At 40.9% G+C, this 19,032-nt stretch carries 2 protein-coding genes; both read right to left on the minus strand.

Going from position 1 to position 19,032, the window contains the following annotated elements:
• A partial coding sequence (locus FLA105534_RS00530) for a beta strand repeat-containing protein (RefSeq protein WP_173964100.1) occupies positions 1-4,147 on the minus strand: 4,147 nt, incomplete at its 3' end.
• Between the two features lie 533 nt (positions 4,148-4,680).
• Entirely contained in the window at positions 4,681-18,900 is a 14,220-nt protein-coding gene (locus FLA105534_RS00535; RefSeq protein ID WP_173964101.1) for a PKD domain-containing protein, read from the minus strand.
• Positions 18,901-19,032 lie beyond the last annotated feature (132 nt).

Here is a 19,032-nt window from a genome sequence, read left to right on the forward strand (position 1 = left end):
AAGTGAATGTTGTTTTTTGAGCAACACAAATGTTTTGTGTACCTGATAAAGTACCCGCATTTGGTGCTGCTGTTACCGTTACTGTTCTGGTAGCTGTGGTATTTCCACAACCGCCTGTTCCGGTTACTGTATATGATATTGTTGCAGTACCTGCTGCAGCTCCTGTAATTTCTCCTGTTAAAGCATCTACTGTAGCAACTGTTGTATTATTGCTTGACCAGCTTCCGCCACTTGCTCCATTGGAAGTGAATGTTGTTTTTTGAGCAACACAAATGTTTTGTGTACCCGATAAAGTACCTGCATTTGGTGCTGCTGTTACCGTTACTGTTCTGGTAGCTGTGGCATTTCCACAACCTCCTGTTCCGGTTACTGTATATGATATTGTTGCAGTACCTGCTGCAGCTCCTGTAATTTCTCCTGTTAAAGCATCTACTGTAGCAACTGTTGTATTATTACTTGACCAGCTTCCGCCACTTGCTCCATTGGAAGTGAATGTTGTTTTTTGAGCAACACAAATGTTTTGTGTACCTGATAAAGTACCCGCATTTGGTGCTGCTGTTACCGTTACCGTTCTGGTAGCTGTGGCATTTCCACAACCTCCTGTTCCGGTTACTGTATATGATATTGTGGCTGTTCCTGCTGCAACCCCAATGATTACTCCTGTTGAAGCATTTACTGTTGCAACTCCTATAGTACCGCTTGACCAGCTTCCATTTGAATTTCCGTTTGTAGTGAATGTAGTAGTCCCTCCAACACAAATGTTTTGAGCACCCGATAAAGTACCTGCATTTGATGCGGTAGTTACCGTAACAGTACCACTTATTGTAGCGGCCGTACACGGTGCTGTATGTCCAACGGTTGTTATAGTGTAAGTACCACTTGCTGTTGGTGTTCCTGAAACGGTTATTGTTTTTGCACTGGAATCCACTGAAACTGATAAACCAGCCGGTAAGTTTGATGCTGTAGCATTGGTTGCACTTCCTCCAAAAGTATAAACAGTACTTGGAATAGCTGTTCCATTACAAATTGCCGGGTTTTGGCTACCACTGGTAAATACAATTGTAGAAGCTGTATTTACAACTGCCGCAACTGCAATTCTTGATGACGAAGTACATCCTTCCGGTGAAGTAGCTTCTACATAATAAGTAGTTGTAGTTGATAAACTTGGTGTGGTATAACTCGCTCCTGTTTTTAATGATGTACCACCTGTCGAAGCAGCATACCAGTTAATAGTCGCTCCTGCTGATGCTGTTGCATTTAATGTTAATGTTCCTGCACCACATCTGGAGTCTTGTGTAGTTGAATCTATTGTTGGTCTTGTATTTATTGTAGCTACAACTGCTGTTCTCGTTCCTGTAGTACATCCATTTCCGGTTGCATCTACATAATAAGTAGTAGTTGTTGATAAATTTGGTGTAGCAAAACTAGTTCCGGTTGCCAATGATGTACCACCAGTAGCTGCAGCATACCAGTTAATTGTTCCTGACGAAGCTGTCGCGCCTAATGTTACCGATCCTGCATCACATCTTGCAGCTGGTGTTGTTGCGGTAATTGTTGGTATTGCATTGATAACAAAATTTGTTGCTGTTCTACAGCTTCCAATACCTGAGCAAGCCGCATAATACGTTGTGGTCCCCGCTGTATTTGTATTTGTTAAACCTGATCCCGCAACGCCTACCGGATTAAAAGATGCACCTGTAAATATTGGTGTTAAACTTATAGCCGATGTATACCACTGTATAGTACCCGAATTAGAGCATGTAGAAGTAGCTGTTAATGATCCGCTACCTCCCTGACAAATCGAAACCCCTGTAGTTGTCGGTGCTCCCGCAACTGAATTGATAGTCATACTTGCAGTAGGTGCCGAAGTACATCCCTGAGCATTTGTTGTAGTCAGTACATAGCTGTTTGCCACTAATCCCGAAAAGACACCATTTGTATTGTTTACTGGTGCCGTTACCGGATTTGTTCCTCTTAAGGTGTAACTGATTCCCGGCCCTGGGGCAGGAGTGTTTACTGTTATTGTTCCTGTTGGTGTAAGACAACTTGATTGCGTCACTGTAGCTGTTGGAGTGGCTGGCAAAGCCAAAATTGTGATATCATCTACCGTTTCTCCACTCCCCTTAAAGTTTGTTCCGGGTACATTTGCCTGGCTTGCTCCTTCATAGTTCTTATTTGCAGAACCATAGGCATTTACAAATGGTGTTATTCTTCTGCTTGAATTAGTAGTAGTACGTGTTGGATCAAGATACAAAGCCTGTGCATTGGCACTATAGGTTCCCGCAGCAATAGACGCCGCTACTTTTCCTGTTAAGGTTATTGTAACAACTCCATTTTGCGCAATATTAAAACCTCCAAATTGCGGATTATTAGCTGTAGCAGTATTTGTTAATGCTCCCGAAGGCCCTGTGGCTTCAGCGGAATACGTTGCTGTAGCAGAATCAAATTCAATACCTGTTGGAAAAAGAAAGTCTAAAAGAACTCCCGCAGCATTCCCTACTCCTGTATTTTTGATCTGAATTTCATAAGAAACCTTCTCTCCAATAGAATTACAGGCTGAAGCTGTCGATAATGCTTTTACCTTTGTATCCAAAATAGGAAAACAATTTGAGTTCACCTGCAAATTTGGTGGTACGTCCTGCGCTGTAAAAGTTGCCACACTTCCTGCTGTTCCACCTATGGCACCATTGGTAATTCCGGCACCTGCATTAGATTTTCCTGAAACCCCTCCTAATACACTGGTTGTTAACGTAAATGCACCGGTAAGATTATGCCTAATCATTCCACCACCACCACCACCACCAGGTCCGTGTGAATTATTATTATCATTTTCAGTATTCCCTCCTGCACCTCCATCAGCTTCTATTCTGATGGTCGTATTGCTATTATTTGAGATGTTTAATAATACCGTTCCTCCGGCTCCACCACCTCCGGCTCCATCCGGTGCTCCTGAAAAAGTACCTGGCGCTCCTTTTCCTCCATTGGCATAAATATTACCGTTCCCCTGAACTGTACCTGCATTAATAAGAATTATGGCACCACCTACTCCACCTTTTACTCCAGTTGAGGCATTATTGGCATCTCCGGCACCTCCACCGCCTCCCATGACAAGTCTTGGAAATGGAGTTGCTGTAATATAAGATCTGAAACCCGGTCTTCCTCCTCCTGTCAGGGGAAGAACATTACCTCCTCCACCTTGCCAGCCTGCACCACCTAAGCCTCCAAATCCGCCATTACCTCCACCTCCACCTCCGGAATTGTGGTCATTACCTCCACCTCCGGCATTAGCTGGAGCTCCTCTTCCTGCAGACCCTCCCGGCATTCCTTCCACTAAATTATCAACCTGATTGAATCCGTCCCACATATAACGAGGTGTTCCCGCTATTCCTTCTCCCTTTCCTGAAATTGCATTATTACCGGATAATCCAACATAAATTTTAGAATCATTAAGGTTGGAATCCGCTTTTGGGCTATAACCTCCTCTAAAACCACGAGCATTTCCATCAATAGAAAAACCCCCAAAATTGAATGTTCCGGAAACATTAAAAGCAATAACACCACCTGCAACACCATTAAAAGGCGGCGTAGTGATAGAAGAAGTTAGTGTTAGATTAGAATATTGTGGTACTCTGACAATTTGAAATGTTCTTTTCCCTCTTGTTGTTGTTGTTGCTGTTGTTGTAGCATCTGCATTATAAAAACTGTTTAAAACACCGCCATTGGTACCAGTACCTTTAAACGTTAAATTCCCGCCAGTTAGCGGGACATTATTAGTTGCTATAACATATTCAAAAACTCCCGTATTTCCAAGAGATGTAAATCCTGTACCTCCTAAATTATCAGGACCACTGTTTGAGGTTCCTGAACCATAGCTGGTTGTATTGGTATAATCTATTGTAGCATCCTGCATTTGAATAATCAAAATAAGATCTCCTACCGAAATTGGGGCTGCCCCAAAATTATTAGAATACTGATCTGTTGCCGGTACTGCAGCTAATACTATCGATTGAGCTCCTGCATTCAATGTTATATTGCCCGAAATAGGGAAATAAGTATTTACAGAACTTGATACGGTAACAGGTCCGTCACCTCCAGGTGTTCCACAAATTTGTGAAAACGCTGGTAATGATGTTAACCCAAAAAACAAAACAAAAAAGATTTGCTTAAAAAAATTAAACTTGTTAAAAGTAAAGTTACACATAAACAACTGGGGTTTTAGAAATAGAAATACCAGATGCTGAAAAACCAACTGGAGTATTCAGCATACAGAATAGATACGATAAAATAATATGAATGGATTTTTGAAGTCTTAAAAAATACTTCTTAAAGGCTTTATCAAAAAAAGGTAGCGTTTGGACCATAAGTATTTAGGTTCAAGACACAAATTGTCTTATTGGTTAAATTAGTAGTTTTGGAGGCGCGAAAATATGCAAACAACTGGCTATCAGCTACATTTTTCGACAAACTACCCATATTAACGTTGAATAACACTTTTTATCGACCGTAATACTCTTTTGACTACAAAAAAAATCACTATTTGATAACGAACTGATAAAAATGAGGAGGCAGATTATGTATATATTACACTTTTAAAGAATATAATGACAAAACCGCAATAAAAAAGGCGCAACAACGTTGCACCCTTTTTTATTATAATTTATTAAAAATAAACACATTACATCATCTTGAGAGATATAAATAACCGGTTAAACTTACAGGTTCATTTAAATATGTTTTATACGTAATAACGTAAAAATAAGTTCCGACCGGTAGACCCTTTTGTTTATTGACTGTTGCTCTTCCTTCTGAAATTCCTCTAAAGGCAATTGACGCATTATCATAACCGTAAGCATCATAAACTAAAACACCCCAGCGATCATAAATTTCTACGTACGCATCAGTATAACATTCAATTCCTTTAATTTTGAAGATATCATTTATACCATCGCCATTAGGAGAAACCGCATTGTAAATTGTGACTTTACAAGAATTAATTGGTAGTACAGTCGGATTATCACCCAGAATAGAATTACCATCAGACAAATCACTTGCAGTTTTTCCGTCGGGACTAACGGCAGTAACCTCAGCCTGATTTTCTACAGATCCAGCTTCAATATCAGCAGCTGTTAAAACATAGGTTCCGACAAAACTATCAGAATTTGTTTCTCCGTGTTTTAAAATCACCGGACCACCAGTAATAGTTATTCCCGGTTTCGGATCTTTGACCACAACATTTACCAATAAAATATTTCCTGTATTGGTAACGCTAAAATGATATGTAATCGTTTCTCCTATCTCGGCATATCCATTTTTATTCTCATCATTAAAAGTGGCTGTTTTGATAAGAGCAATAGAAGGTTTAAGATCTAAATCTACAACCGTTGGGTCATCATCACCGGTTAAAGCAGGGTCATCACTATCGGAAATATCGATAACCGGATTTCCTTGTGGATCATCTCCAATCACAAGTGCAGAATTGATTACTTCTCCATTGGCAACATCTGTTAAGGTTACGGTATATGATGCCGTAGCAGTTCCTGTTGCACCCGGAACCAATACATTTGGAGTAACAGCTATGGCAGTGGCTGTTAACATCGGATCGGTTATTGCCAAATTGGTAACTACCACATTTCCGGTATTCTTAACTTTAAAGGTATATTTGATAACCGAGCCTACTCCTCCGTTGCCTGTTAATTCTCCTCCTTTTATCAAAGTCAGTTCTTTATGCTGTGGTACCGGAGTAATTGTAGGGTCATTAGGTCCAATTAAAGTAAGGTCATTACTGTCTGATAAGTCCTGAATTGACGATCCACTGACAGGCTGTGCTCTAACTAAAGCCTGATTTTCAACATAACCTCGATTAATATCAGCCTGAGTTAAAACATAAGTTCCTTTAAAACTTGTTGTATTAGATTGACCAACTGCCAATACTGCAATTGGAGTACCAGTAACTGTTGCCTTTGGATCTGTTACAATCACGTTGTTCAAATCTAAAGTGCCTGTATTTGTAATTACGAAAGAATAACGGATTTGCTCTCCCGGCTGTGCATAACCATCACCATTACCATCAGAGAAAACCCCTTGTTTAACCAATCGAATAGATGGCTGCGCTACTGTAATTTTAATCACTGCCCGATCGCAATTCAGGGTATTTGTACTTTGACAGATTTCGTATACAATGGTATAAATTCCTGCCGAAGTGCCCGGTGGAACACTTACCAACCCTGTGGCGGTATTTAAAACCGGAACAGGAGCTGAATTAATACTATCAGCCGGTGAAACAACATTTATTTTCACCTGTGCCAAAGTCGGCGCAACACTATCTAATAAATCATTTGTTAAAACATTAACTGCATTCGCCACCCCGTCTAAACCATTTATTCCTGTTGCTGTATCATCGTTGGCAATGATAGGCCCTGAGGTTACATTTACAACAATATCGGCCTGACTGCAATTTGTCTGATTTAAAACCTCACAAATTTCATAACGAATTGTGTAAGTCCCACTTGATGTCCCAGCCGGAACATTCACATTTCCGGTCAGAATATCTAAAGCCGGGACAGGGCCACTGTTTATGGAAGCCGCAGCTGTGATTACTTTAATTTTAATCTCAGATAATACCACAGCAACTCCGTTTAATAAGTCATTTGATACCGAGTTGACTACATTAGTTGCTCCCGTTAATCCGTTAACGTTATTTGCTGTATCATTAACTGCAAGAATTGGTGCTGCAATTACATTAACAAATACGGTTGCATCATTACAATTTGCCGGATTTAATCTTTCGCAAATATGGTATTTAATTTGATAATTCCCTGCCGGAGTACGTGCCGGAATACTTACCATTCCAGTTAAAGGTTCTAATAACGGTACCGGACCGCCATTGATTGGCACTGCGACCACATCTACTGTAACTTCAACTTTGCTTATACTTGTAGCCGCTCCGTTAAGTCTGTCATTGGCTACTACATCTATTGCATTATTCGTTGCGACATAGCCATTGATATTAGACAATGTATCGTCGTTTGCTTCAATTGTTGAAGCTCCAACTATTATGGTTATTACAGCAGTATCTGAATTGGTCAAAACCGCTTTTTCCCTTAAGGTATAGGTAATCGTATACGTTCCTGCAGAAGTTCCTGCCGGAACACTAACGATACCTGTTGCAGGATCCAGAACAGGCACTAAACCTGAGGTTATAACCGTTGCAGGAATAATATTGGTTATTATTACCTCAGCAGGAATTACCTTAACTCCGTTTAAAGTATCATTATCCAAAGCGTTTATTGCATTCGCCGTTCCTATAACTCCGTTGATTCCTGCAACATTATCATCGACTGCGTCAATCGGACTTGCGATAACTGTGATTCTTATAACTGCTTCATCACAATTGGACGGATTTAATTTATCACAGATTTTATATACAATCGAGTATTCTCCCGGAGTGGTACCAGCCGGAACATCAACATTACCGGTAAAAACATTTAAAACAGGAACTACTGCTCCATTTATCGAGTTTGCTGCAGTTACCAGGGTGCTGTTGCTATTGGTCTGCAGAATCGCTGTTCCGTTTAAAGTGTCATTGGTGTATGCATTCAATACATTACTTGCTCCGGTGTACCCATTAATATTCACTGCTGTATCATCATTCGCAATAATTACCGGAACGGATACTACTATATTTATAACAGCATCATCGCAATTAGACGGATTTAATTTATCACAGATTCTATATCTAATCTGATAAGCTCCTGCTGGTGTTCCTGCCGGAATGCTAACAAGACCAGTGGTTATATCTAAGACAGGAACCATACCTCCGTTTATAGAAGTTGCCGTACTTAATATTGTTGGGATGATTAAACTGATATCTGTTAACCCAACACCATTATATTTATCATTACTTGTAAATGCATTCAGGATATTATTTGTTCCCGATAAACCATTTATATTCGTAATGGTATCATCTTCAGCGATGATTGAAGGTGCATTTACGATTATTATAATTGTTGCCTGACTACAATTGTTTGGGTTTATTTTTTCGCAAATTTCGTATTGAATAAAATAAGTCCCCGCAGAGGTTCCTGCCGGTACATCGACATTTCCTGTAACGGTGTTCAATACCGGAACAATTCCATTTGTTGATGTTACCGGAGGAGTTGTACTCAAAACAGTAATGTTAACCTGAGCTGCCTGTGCGGTAACTCCGTTAAGAGTATCATTATTCAAAGCATTTACAACATTGTTAGCACCACTATATCCGTTAATATTACTTGCGAAATCATTATTAGCATCAATAATTGGAGCAATGACATTTATGGTTATATCAGCCTCGCTGCAATTTAACGGATTTAGTTTTTCACAAATACGGTAATGAATCACATAAGTTCCTGCAGAAGTCCCTGGCGGTACATTTACATTTCCTGTAACGATATTCAATACCGGAACTGGGTTTCCTAAAACGTATCCCGTCGGAGTTGTAGTGCTTACAGATGTAATATCAATTTTAATCAATTGAATATCGGAACCGTTTAATCTGTCATTCGTAATGGCATTAACAGCGTTATTTGATCCGGTATATCCGTTAATATTACCTGTGCTGTCTGCATTAGCAATAATACTTGGTGCAATAACATCAATTGTTATAGTAGCCGTATCAAAATTGGCCGGATTTAAGTTTTCGCTCAAACGGTATCCAATGATGTAAGTCCCTGCTGCAGTTCCCGGAGGCACATCTACATTTCCGTTTGAAGGGTTTAGAACCGGAACAGCTCCTCCATTTATAGGTAGCGCCGGAACTATGTTACTAATGGTAACCTGAGAAGAAATAACGGTCATTCCGTTTAAAGTATCATTCGTGAGGGCATTCACTGCGTTAGTTGCTCCTGTAAAACCATTGATGTTGGCCACGGCATCATTCACCGCATCTATTTGAGGTCCTGTTACAGTAATGAAAACAGTAGCATTGTCACAATTCAGCGGGTTAATCTTTTCGCAAATATGATATTGAATTTCATAATCTCCTGCCGGGGTGCCTGCCGGAATACTTACAAATCCTGTTAAAGGTTCCAGTACCGGAATTGGTCCCCCGTTTATTGGTGTTGCTGCAACATCAACTGTAATGGTAACTTTCGAAACGTTAGCTGTAACCCCGTTAAGGGTATCATTCAATAAAACATCAATTGCGTTCGTAGTGTTTACATAGCCGTTAACATTCGCAATTGTATCATCATTCGCTACAATTGGCGGAGCCGAAACCTCAACGGTTATGATGGCAAAATCGTTATTGGACAAATTCAGTTTTTCGTTCAGCTGATAGCCAATAAAATATAATCCAGCCGCAGTTCCCGGAGGTACGCTTACATTTCCTGTAGTTCCATTTAATACTGGAACCAGACCTCCATTGATAGGTGTAGCCGGAATGATATTAGTAATGATAACTTCAGAAGGATTTACCGCCATGCCATTAAGGGTGTCGTTGTCTAAAGCATTCAAAGCATTTGGACTGCCTACAAAACCATTAATTGGAGCAAAATTAGCATCATTTTCGGCATTAATTAGGGCAGGAACCACGACAATAGTAACAACCGCCTGATCACAATTCATCGGATTTAAATTCTCACAGATCTTATAAACAAATTTATATTCACCTGCCGGTGTTCCTGCCGGGACGTCTACTAAACCTGTAATGCTGTCAAGTGTAGGAACGGGGCCTCCGTTTATAGGAGCCGGGGTTGATATAACAGTTGTTGTAATATCAGGAAGATCCAACATTCCGCCATTTAGGAAATCATTATCATAAATATTAATAACATCATCTGCTCCTTCATACCCGTTTACATTTAAAACGGTGTCGTCATTAGCTTCTATAATTGGCACAACTACATTAATGATCACCGTAGCATCATCACAATTACCAGGATTGAGGTCCTCACATATTTGATATTTAATTTGATACTGACCTGCAGGAGTTCCTGGAGGAATAGTAACAAAACCTGTTGAAACATCTAAAACAGGAACCGGAGCTCCCGGAGCTTTAGGCTGTGCAGGGGTTACAATTGAAGGCGTAAGTACATTAGCCAAATTAATATTGATAACCTGTCCGTCAAAAGTATCAGCACCGGCAACATTGGTATAAACATTAATTGCGTCTACACCTCCATTATAACCGTTTATGTTGTCTACGCGATCGTCATTTACAATTAGCGGAGCAGCTTTTACCACAACTGCAATACTACCGTCCGCACAATTAGTTGGATTTAATTTTTCACAGATGGTGTAGGTTATAAAGTAAGTATTGGCAGGAGTTCCCGCTGGGATGCTTATGCTTCCTGTGGCTGTACTAAAGACCGGCACATTGGCACCAGGATACAAAGGCGTAGCAGCCAGATTTTGTGAAATAGTTATTTCATTAAAGTTTGCACCTGTAATTGGTGCTCCGTTTAAAGTGTCATTGGTTAGGGCATTCGCAGCATTCATTAGCCCTAAATAACCATTTATGTTTTCGACTCTATCATCGTTCGCAACAATTAATGCATTTCCAACCGGAACTATTATAAGTGCCGTATCACAATTTAAAGGTGCTCCAATTTCACAGATCTTATACTCAATTTCATACAGGCCTTTTACCGTTCCCGGAGGTACACTTACGTTTCCGGTTGTAATATCCAGAAATGGGACTGCTGTTATTAAAGGGTTAATCGGTAATGCGGGATTGACTACAGAGAGTGTTACATTAGATAATGTAGCCTGTGCACCTCCCAGGGTATCATTTGTTAAGGCATTGATCACATTGTTCGCACCGGTATAACCGTTTACAATATATTTAACGATATCGATTCGGGCATCGATTCCGGCAGTAGTGACACTAATTGTTTCGGTAGTTGTAGAACAATTTACAAAATTAGCAGGATCTGACGGATTTCCGGGATTTACGATCTCACATATTGTATAGGTTAAGGTATAATCTCCTGGCGGAGTACCGGGTGCCACAGAAATAGTCCTGGATAGCGGATTAAAATCATAAGTTAAGTAACTTGAAATAGAGTTTATAGTAACATTAACTGCTGACGGGTTTAAAATAACTCCGTTTATAGTATCGCTATCTAATATTGAATGTGGTGCGGTACTTCCTCCTGTATCTCCTGAAATCGCTGTAAAGTTTTCAGGAACCGCACAGATTCTGTTAAAAATGGTAAAGGTTGTACCCGATGAAATACAGGTATTTAATCCCACTCGTCTCACATAAATGGTTACGGCACCGGAAGTTAAACCTGCAAAAACGTTACTGGCCTGAAAGGTGATTCCGTCACTACTATACTCATAACCAGTTCCTAAATCAGGATTTACAATACTTACTGTTCCTGTAGCATTTGCACATGAAGGCTGTTGTGTGACTGAACCAACTGGCGCAGCAGGTAGATCAAAAACTTTTAACATCACATGATTGGATATTGTACGACAACCTGACTCTGCCTGAGAAATGATAACTCTAAAATATCTGTTTCCTGCTGTTGCATAAGTGGGTGTTGTGTAAGAGGCTGTTGTCCCCCCCGTTCCGTCTATAACATCTGTATAAGGCCCGGCCAAAACAGTAGCAGTCTGCCATTGATACAATAAAGGACTTGCAGGAATATTTCCTGTAGCGACAACAGTAAAATTATGAGTTTCGTTGATACAAGCTTCTCCATCTTTCGGCTGTGTGCTAATTATCGGAATTTCAAAAACATCAACTTTTGCAGGATTGGAGTTTATAACCCCACATCCAATTCCTGAATCAGTTACATGCAATCTGTAAAAAGCATCTGCATTTACAAAACCTGTGGTATAAGTTGTTGTATTGGCTCCGGAACCATCTGTTACATTTGCCCATCCTGTTGCACCATCTAATGATTTTTGCCATTGATAAGTGAAGTTTCCAGAACCATTTTGAGCACCGGATGTCATTGTGAATACACCACCCTCGCAAATATTTCCACCAATCGGCTGAGTAGATATCGTTGGATCCGGAATAACAGTTGCTACTACGGCATTTGTAATGAGAGTACAAGTTGGATTTGATGACGTTATCACACAGCGGTAATAAGTTGTGGTCGCAAGTGGTCCTGATATGTAATTAGGATTCGTCGCTCTGATCTCTCCGGTTATATTGGCCCAGCCACTCACCCCATCTGCAGAACGCTGCCACTGATAACTAAAGGAAGCAGAACCGTTGTTTGCTGAAGCAGCTGTTGAAATCGACACCGTACCTCCCACACAAACTATAGTTGGATTTACAGGCTGAGTTTCAATACTCGGAATAATAACTGCAGCAATACCAGATACAACTGGGGTACAACCCTGAGTAGAATCAGAAATTGTCACTTGATAAAAGGTAGTTTGCGTTAAATTTGGAGTGCTATAGCTTGCCGAATTTGCTCCTGTAATGTTAGTATAGGGCCCCGCTAAAAGAGTAGCGTTTTTCCATTGATAACTATAATTTCCTGAGCCTCCCCCTACTACTACATTTAAAGTCGCATTTGAGCCACTGCAAATATTTGTTTTAGCTACCGGCTGTGTTATTATTGTAATCGCTGATAAAACGGTTACAGTGGCCACATTGGAAGTAATAGTATTACAGCCGCTTCCGCTAGCCGAAACATCTACTTTGTAATAGGTGGTCTGGGTTAAAGCCGGAGTAGTATAAGTTGCTGAGGTTGCACCGCTAATGGCTGTAAAAGTAGCATTATTTGTACTGCTAAACCACTGATAGGTTAAAGAGGGCGTTCCATTTGCACCTGTTACTGACAAGGTATGATTTCCTCCTGAACAAATTGTTGTTCCTGCTGGCTGAACTGTAATCGATGGATCGGGAACCACTGTTGCCGTAACAATATTAGAGGTTATGGTACAATTAGTAGTAGATGATGTTACCAAACATCTGAATTGTGTGGTAGCATTTAATATATCTGAAGTAAAATTAGCGGTTGTTGCAGTTGCATTTGTTTCATTCACAAAACCTGAACCCGGATTACTCTGCCATTGATAACTAAGTGTTCCCGTACCTCCGTTTAAAGAAGCCGCAATATTGATACTTACAATACCTCCAACACAAATATTTGCCGGAGTTGCAGGCTGAGTTGTAATTGTTGCTACAAATACCGGAACTGCATCCGAATATACTTCACAACCATTGGCTGCCTGTGTCACTCTTACTCTGTAATAAAAAGTAGATGCTAATGCTCCGGTAGTATAAGATGCTGTTGTTGCACCGCTTCCACCTGTTGTATTTGCCCAACCTGTCGTTCCATTTGCAGATCTTTGCCATTGATACACCAAAGCTCCACCTGAAGGATCTCCTGAAGCTAGTACTGTCATAGTATGCGTTGCTCCGGAACAGATGGTATTTCCAACTGGCTGTTGGTTCACCACAAGATTCGGAATTACATCCACCAATACACTATTTGAAGACACCAGACCACAGCCACTTCCTGCAGCAGAAACGTCTACTCGGTAATAGGTATCTTGTGTGAGCGCCGGAGTCGTGTAAGCACTTGAAGTTGCCCCGGAAAGTAACGTAAAACTTAGGTTATCTAAACTACTGTACCATTGATAATTTAAAGAGGGTGTTCCGCCCGTTGCTGAAACTGACAGCGTAAATGCTCCGCCTGAACAGACAATTCCTCCGGTTGGCTGAACTGATATTGCAGGATCAGGGACTACAGTTGCTGTAACTGTATTTGAAGTTAGTACACAATTCGTTGTTGATGAAGTTATGAGACATCTGAACTGCGTGGTCGCATTCAAAATATCCGAAGTAAAATTGGCAGTTGTTGCTGTTGGATTCGTTTCATTTACAAAACCGGCACCTGAGTTACTTTGCCATTGATAACTTAACGTTCCTGCCCCTCCGTCTAATGTGGCAGCAATATTGATACTAACAATCCCGCCTACACAAACAGCCGCAGGAGTTGTCGGTTGTGTTGTAATTCTTGCAACATTTACCAATGCGGAATTTGAAAAAGTTTCACAGCCGCTTCCGGATTGTGTAATTTGTACTCTAAAATATAAATTGGATGTTAGTGCTGCTGTGGTGTAAGTTGCTGTATTGGCTCCGCTTCCATCGGAAACATTTGTCCAACCCGAAGTCCCATTCACAGAACTTTGCCATTGATAAACGATCGTCCCCGCTGCTATGTTTGTAGTTGTTGCTGCAACGGTCATTGTGTGTGTTCCGCCTGAACAAATTGTACTTCCTGTTGGCTGAAGAGTCACAACAGGATCCGGGATAATCGTTAATTTCGCCACGTTACTTGAAACCTGTGTACAGGTACTTGAAACATTTACTCTATAATAATATTCTCCATTTGTTAAGGCACTATTAGTTGTAAAGGCAGCATTCGTTTGTCCTGAAATGTTCGTCCAGCCCGTTACCCCGTCTGCAGATGTTTGCCATTGATAAGTGTAAGGAGCTATACTCCCTGTCGGAGTTATCGTTAAAGTTGTGGTTCCTCCCTGGCAAATTGTGGTGTCACTTGTTAATGTCGAAAGGATTAAATCTGATGGTCGTACAATATTCACTTCATCAGCATAAGAGTTACAGGAACCATTACTAATTGTCCATTTTAATCGCGTTATTCCAACTGATATATTGGTTACAGTAGTATTGAAAGCATTAGGATTAGTAATTAATGCCGTCCCTCCCGGATTCGTCACAAAGGTCCAGGTACCGATACCGGTTACAGGATTATTTCCATTCAAGGTCACAGTTCCGGTATTACAAATAATCTGATCAGGCCCGGCATCTGCCAAAGGTGGTAGCGCATTTATAGTCACTGTTACATTACTGGAACTTGGTGCGCACAATCCGTTTGAGATCGTCCAGGTAAAGATATATACCCCTGGTTGTGTCCCTAAAACAGTAGTTGTTGGCGAGGATGCTGCCGTAAAAACTGCTGTTGTTGGTCCGGAAACCTGTGTCCATAACCCAGTTCCGATTATTGGCGTGTTTGCTGCCAAAGTCAGCGTTTGGAATTCACATATGCTAATTGGTGTTCCTGCATTTGAAGTTGAAGGTAACGGACTAACAATTAAGGTCATCTCATCAAAAAACACACAACTGAGATTCGTCGCTGTCCATCGCAATACATAGCTTCCCCCAGCACTTGGCGTGAATAAAGAAGTTGGGCTTGTAACATCAGAAAAAGATCCTGCAGGGCCACTAACTTTGGACCATTGCCCTGTTCCTGCAGTAATTGCATTAGCTGCTAAAGTTGCACTGTCAGATACACAAATGGTCTGATCGGGTCCTGCTTTTGGAACAGTTAAATCTGCCGTAACCGTAATTTGAACAGTATCTGTAGTTGAGGGACATAACGCTCCGTTGGTAACCGTCCACCTGAAAACATATACACCTCCTGTTTGGGTTAAATTACTAACTGTGGTGTTGGGTGAAATTTCAGAACTAAATACAGCGATTGTGGGGCCGGGTACCTGAGTCCATTTTCCCACACCTGATAAAGGAGGAATTGCCGTAAGATTGGTTACTGATCCGCAAATAACATTATCTCCACCTGCCATTGCTGTTGAAGGTGGTTCAGAGTTCTCAATTCTGATCTGATCTGATTCACTACAGGTCCCAGAACTAACCGTCCAGTTAAATACATAAAATCCATAACCGGGATTTGTAAATATTGTGTTGGGATCTGTATCATTTACAAAAGATCCTCCTGCTGGACCAAATAATTTAGTCCATTTTCCTGTTGTTCCTGGATCAAGTGCCGAAGCTGCAAGCTGAATTTCATTTGCACCCGCATCGCAATATTCCTGATCCGGGCCCGCATTAGGAGGTGTCACGATCTGACCGTTCACCGTTACCTGAATATCATCTGAACTTTCAGGACAAAGACCTTGTACTGCGATGGTATATCTAAAAACATATACACCCGGTACTAAGTTTGTTACTGCAGCACTATTGTTACTGGTTGTTGTAATTGTTGGTGCTCCGACTCCCCCTGAAACATAAGTCCAGGTTCCGGTACTGGCAGCATTACCAACCAAAAACAAAGGCCCTTCCAGACAGGTCGCAAAATCAGAACCGGCTGCTGCAACTTCTGTTACTTTTATCGTCACCTGATCTCTGTTTGTTGGACAGTTTATTCCTGTATAGGTAGCCCATTCTAAAATATATTCTCCCGTTATAAGCCCTGATAAAGTTGAAGTTGCTGATCTTGCATCTGAAAAAACAGGTGAATTTGGGCCACTAATTAGCGACCATATCCCTCTACCGATTACAGGAGGAGTTGCCCCGAGGATAACCGAACTTTGATTACAAACCGTCTGATCCGGTCCTGCTATTGCCGGTGAAGGCGCTTCATCAATATTGAGTTTTACGGTATCTGAAGTACTCGCGCAAAATCCTCTGGAAATCGTCCATTTATAAACCCATGAACCGGGAGTCAGTCCTGTGATTGTAGTCGTTGGATTAGTTGGATTTGTAATAACAGGTCCATCTCCTCCGCTAACCAATTCCCATAAACCACTTTCTCCGGAAGCTGGTGTATTTCCAATTACTGTTGTACTATTACTACACAAGCTTTGATCCATTCCCGCCTGAGCTGCCGTAATAGTCGGAGCTATAGTTATACCTACAGTATCTTCTCCATCCGTGCAACCCACATTGCTAACGGTCCACTTAAAAGTATAATCTCCATCACTTAGTCCCGTTACTGTTGTATTGTATAATGTTGGATTTGTTATTGTTGCTGCATTACCAGCTGTTTGTGTCCATAAACCAGTTCCCGGAACGGGATTATTACCGTTTAATGTGATTGTGTTAGTACCCGCTGGTAAACATTGATCTGCTCCGGCATCGGCATCTGCGCCTTGCGTATTATTGGTCACAACATCTACTGTATCTGCGGATGTACCACATCCGTTTGCAATTGTCCATGTAAAGGTGTAGGTTGTATTTGCTGCCAATCCGCTTACTGTACTGTTAGGATCTCCCTGATCACTAAAAACAACACCTGCATTAGGAGAAACGGTCCAAGTTCCGTTTTCACTGTTTTGTATGGCATTTCCCTGCAATTGAATTGTACTTCCAAAACAAACCGCCTGATCGTTTCCGGCATTAGCAGTGGTTGGAGCAACACTAGACACCAATACTTCAGAAGTACTTTGGGTTACATCACAATCTGGTCCGCCCGAAATGGTCCATCTAAACTTATATCCTCCATTTATTAAAGGAGACACTTTAGTCGTTGAGCTATTAATATCTGAAAAGGTCACGACACTTGGACCGGAAATCTGCGACCAGGTTCCTTTTCCATAAATTACCAAATTTCCGGCCAATGTTGCAGAAGTAGAGTTACAGGGAACAATTTGAATTGTTCCTGCACTTGAATTAGTCGGTTGCGCTGAAACTACTATTACCACCGTATTGTAAATCGTTTCACATTGAGATCCCGGATTTGGAGCTTTAATTAATCGAACAACATACGTACCCGAAAATGTCAATTGACTAATCGTAAAGCTATTGCCGGAAAAATTTACTGGAGATGTTGGAAAAGAAGGGTAAGGCGGATTCAAAATTGGGTTTACAGCTGGCCCATCTATTAATTGCCAACTCATTTGTCCATTACCTGTAAAAGTTACGGGAATTATAGCCTCAGATTCATCACATCCCAAGGTTTGATTCGGACCTCCTGAAATCGAAATTATATCTTCTAAAACAACAACGTAATTAGCAGTTGTTACACAATTTGTTACACTATTAGTCAATGTATATAAAAAAGTATAAGTCCCTAATGCGGTCATTCCTGAGACCACCGTGGAAGGAGAAGTCGGATTTTGAATTACCGCCGTTGGACCTCCCGTTTGCGTCCATTGTACACTTTCATTTACATATAATGGTATAGTTCCCTGAAGAATTGTTGAAGTTCGTCCATCGCAAAAATAAGCTGTAGAGCCGCTGACATTAGTAACATCAGCCGTTGGTGGTGGAACTATCACTGTCATCTCGTCTACCCCATTGGCACAGATTCCCGCAACTGTCCATCTAAAAACATAGGTTCCTTCTAATAAACCGGTTACCGATGTATTATTCCTATTTGCATTGGTAAAAGAAGGTATACTAGGTCCGGAAACAACTGTCCAGGTTCCTTGTTGTTGCCCCGGAGTATTCCCTCCAAAACTTCCATTAAGGGTTGCCGTTTGGGTAGACGAATAACACTTTGAAAGTGTAATATCAGCTCCCGCAGTGACTGGCATCCTTCCCCCCAGACTTGAAATAACGACATCATCCGTTGAGGTACAGGAACCATTTGTTATGGTCCATCTTAAAGTAGTTGAACCCGAACTATTTCCTGAGACTGTAATAGTACTGCTTGAAGAATTTGGACTATTAACCGTAACTCCGGCATTATTATTTCCTTCAACTGACCAGGTTCCGGTTTCTGTTCCTCCAACTGCATTTGCATTTAAGGCATAAGTTCCTTGACAATACGTTTGATCTGTTCCTGCATTTGCAAGGGTCAGTGGTGAAATCACCATAACAATATCATCAAATACTGTTGAACCGTCAGCACATTGGGCGGTTAACCTAAAAGTATAAGAATTTCCCGGAACTGCTCCTGTTACTAAAGTTTGCTGTAAATTCGGATCGACTATCTGTACCGCCGGTCCTGCGATCTGGCTCCATACCGGATCTACCAAAAAATTAGTACCCGGTGCTGTATTTGCTGTTCCCAGTAAATAAAACTGGTCCGGAGGTAAAGCTGTAGCTCCACCGGGGCAAATTGTTCTGTCGGCATTTGCATTTACAGTACAATTTTGCGAAAAAGTATAAACGGGAAGTATAAATAAAAAAAAGAAAAGCGCTTTATTTAGTCCTTTATGTAATCTATCAGAGTAATTTAATTTCATAAATTAAAAATTTTGAATTAAAAACAATGTATTGACAGTAAAACTCTTGGGGGTTAACACAAATTTAATAAAAAAAAGCTTATCACGGACACAAACATCTTGATTGTGAAACAGTTATAGTTAACAAAAAAA

It is taken from the genome of Flavobacterium collinsii (assembly GCF_902804485.1).
Taxonomy (GTDB): domain Bacteria; phylum Bacteroidota; class Bacteroidia; order Flavobacteriales; family Flavobacteriaceae; genus Flavobacterium; species Flavobacterium collinsii.

What these genes read in the sequence shown, in the direction of transcription:
- FLA105534_RS00535 (WP_173964101.1), bottom strand. Translation starts at nt 18,900, where the DNA reads ATGAAATTAAATTACTCTGATAGATTACATAAAGGACTAAATAAAGCG.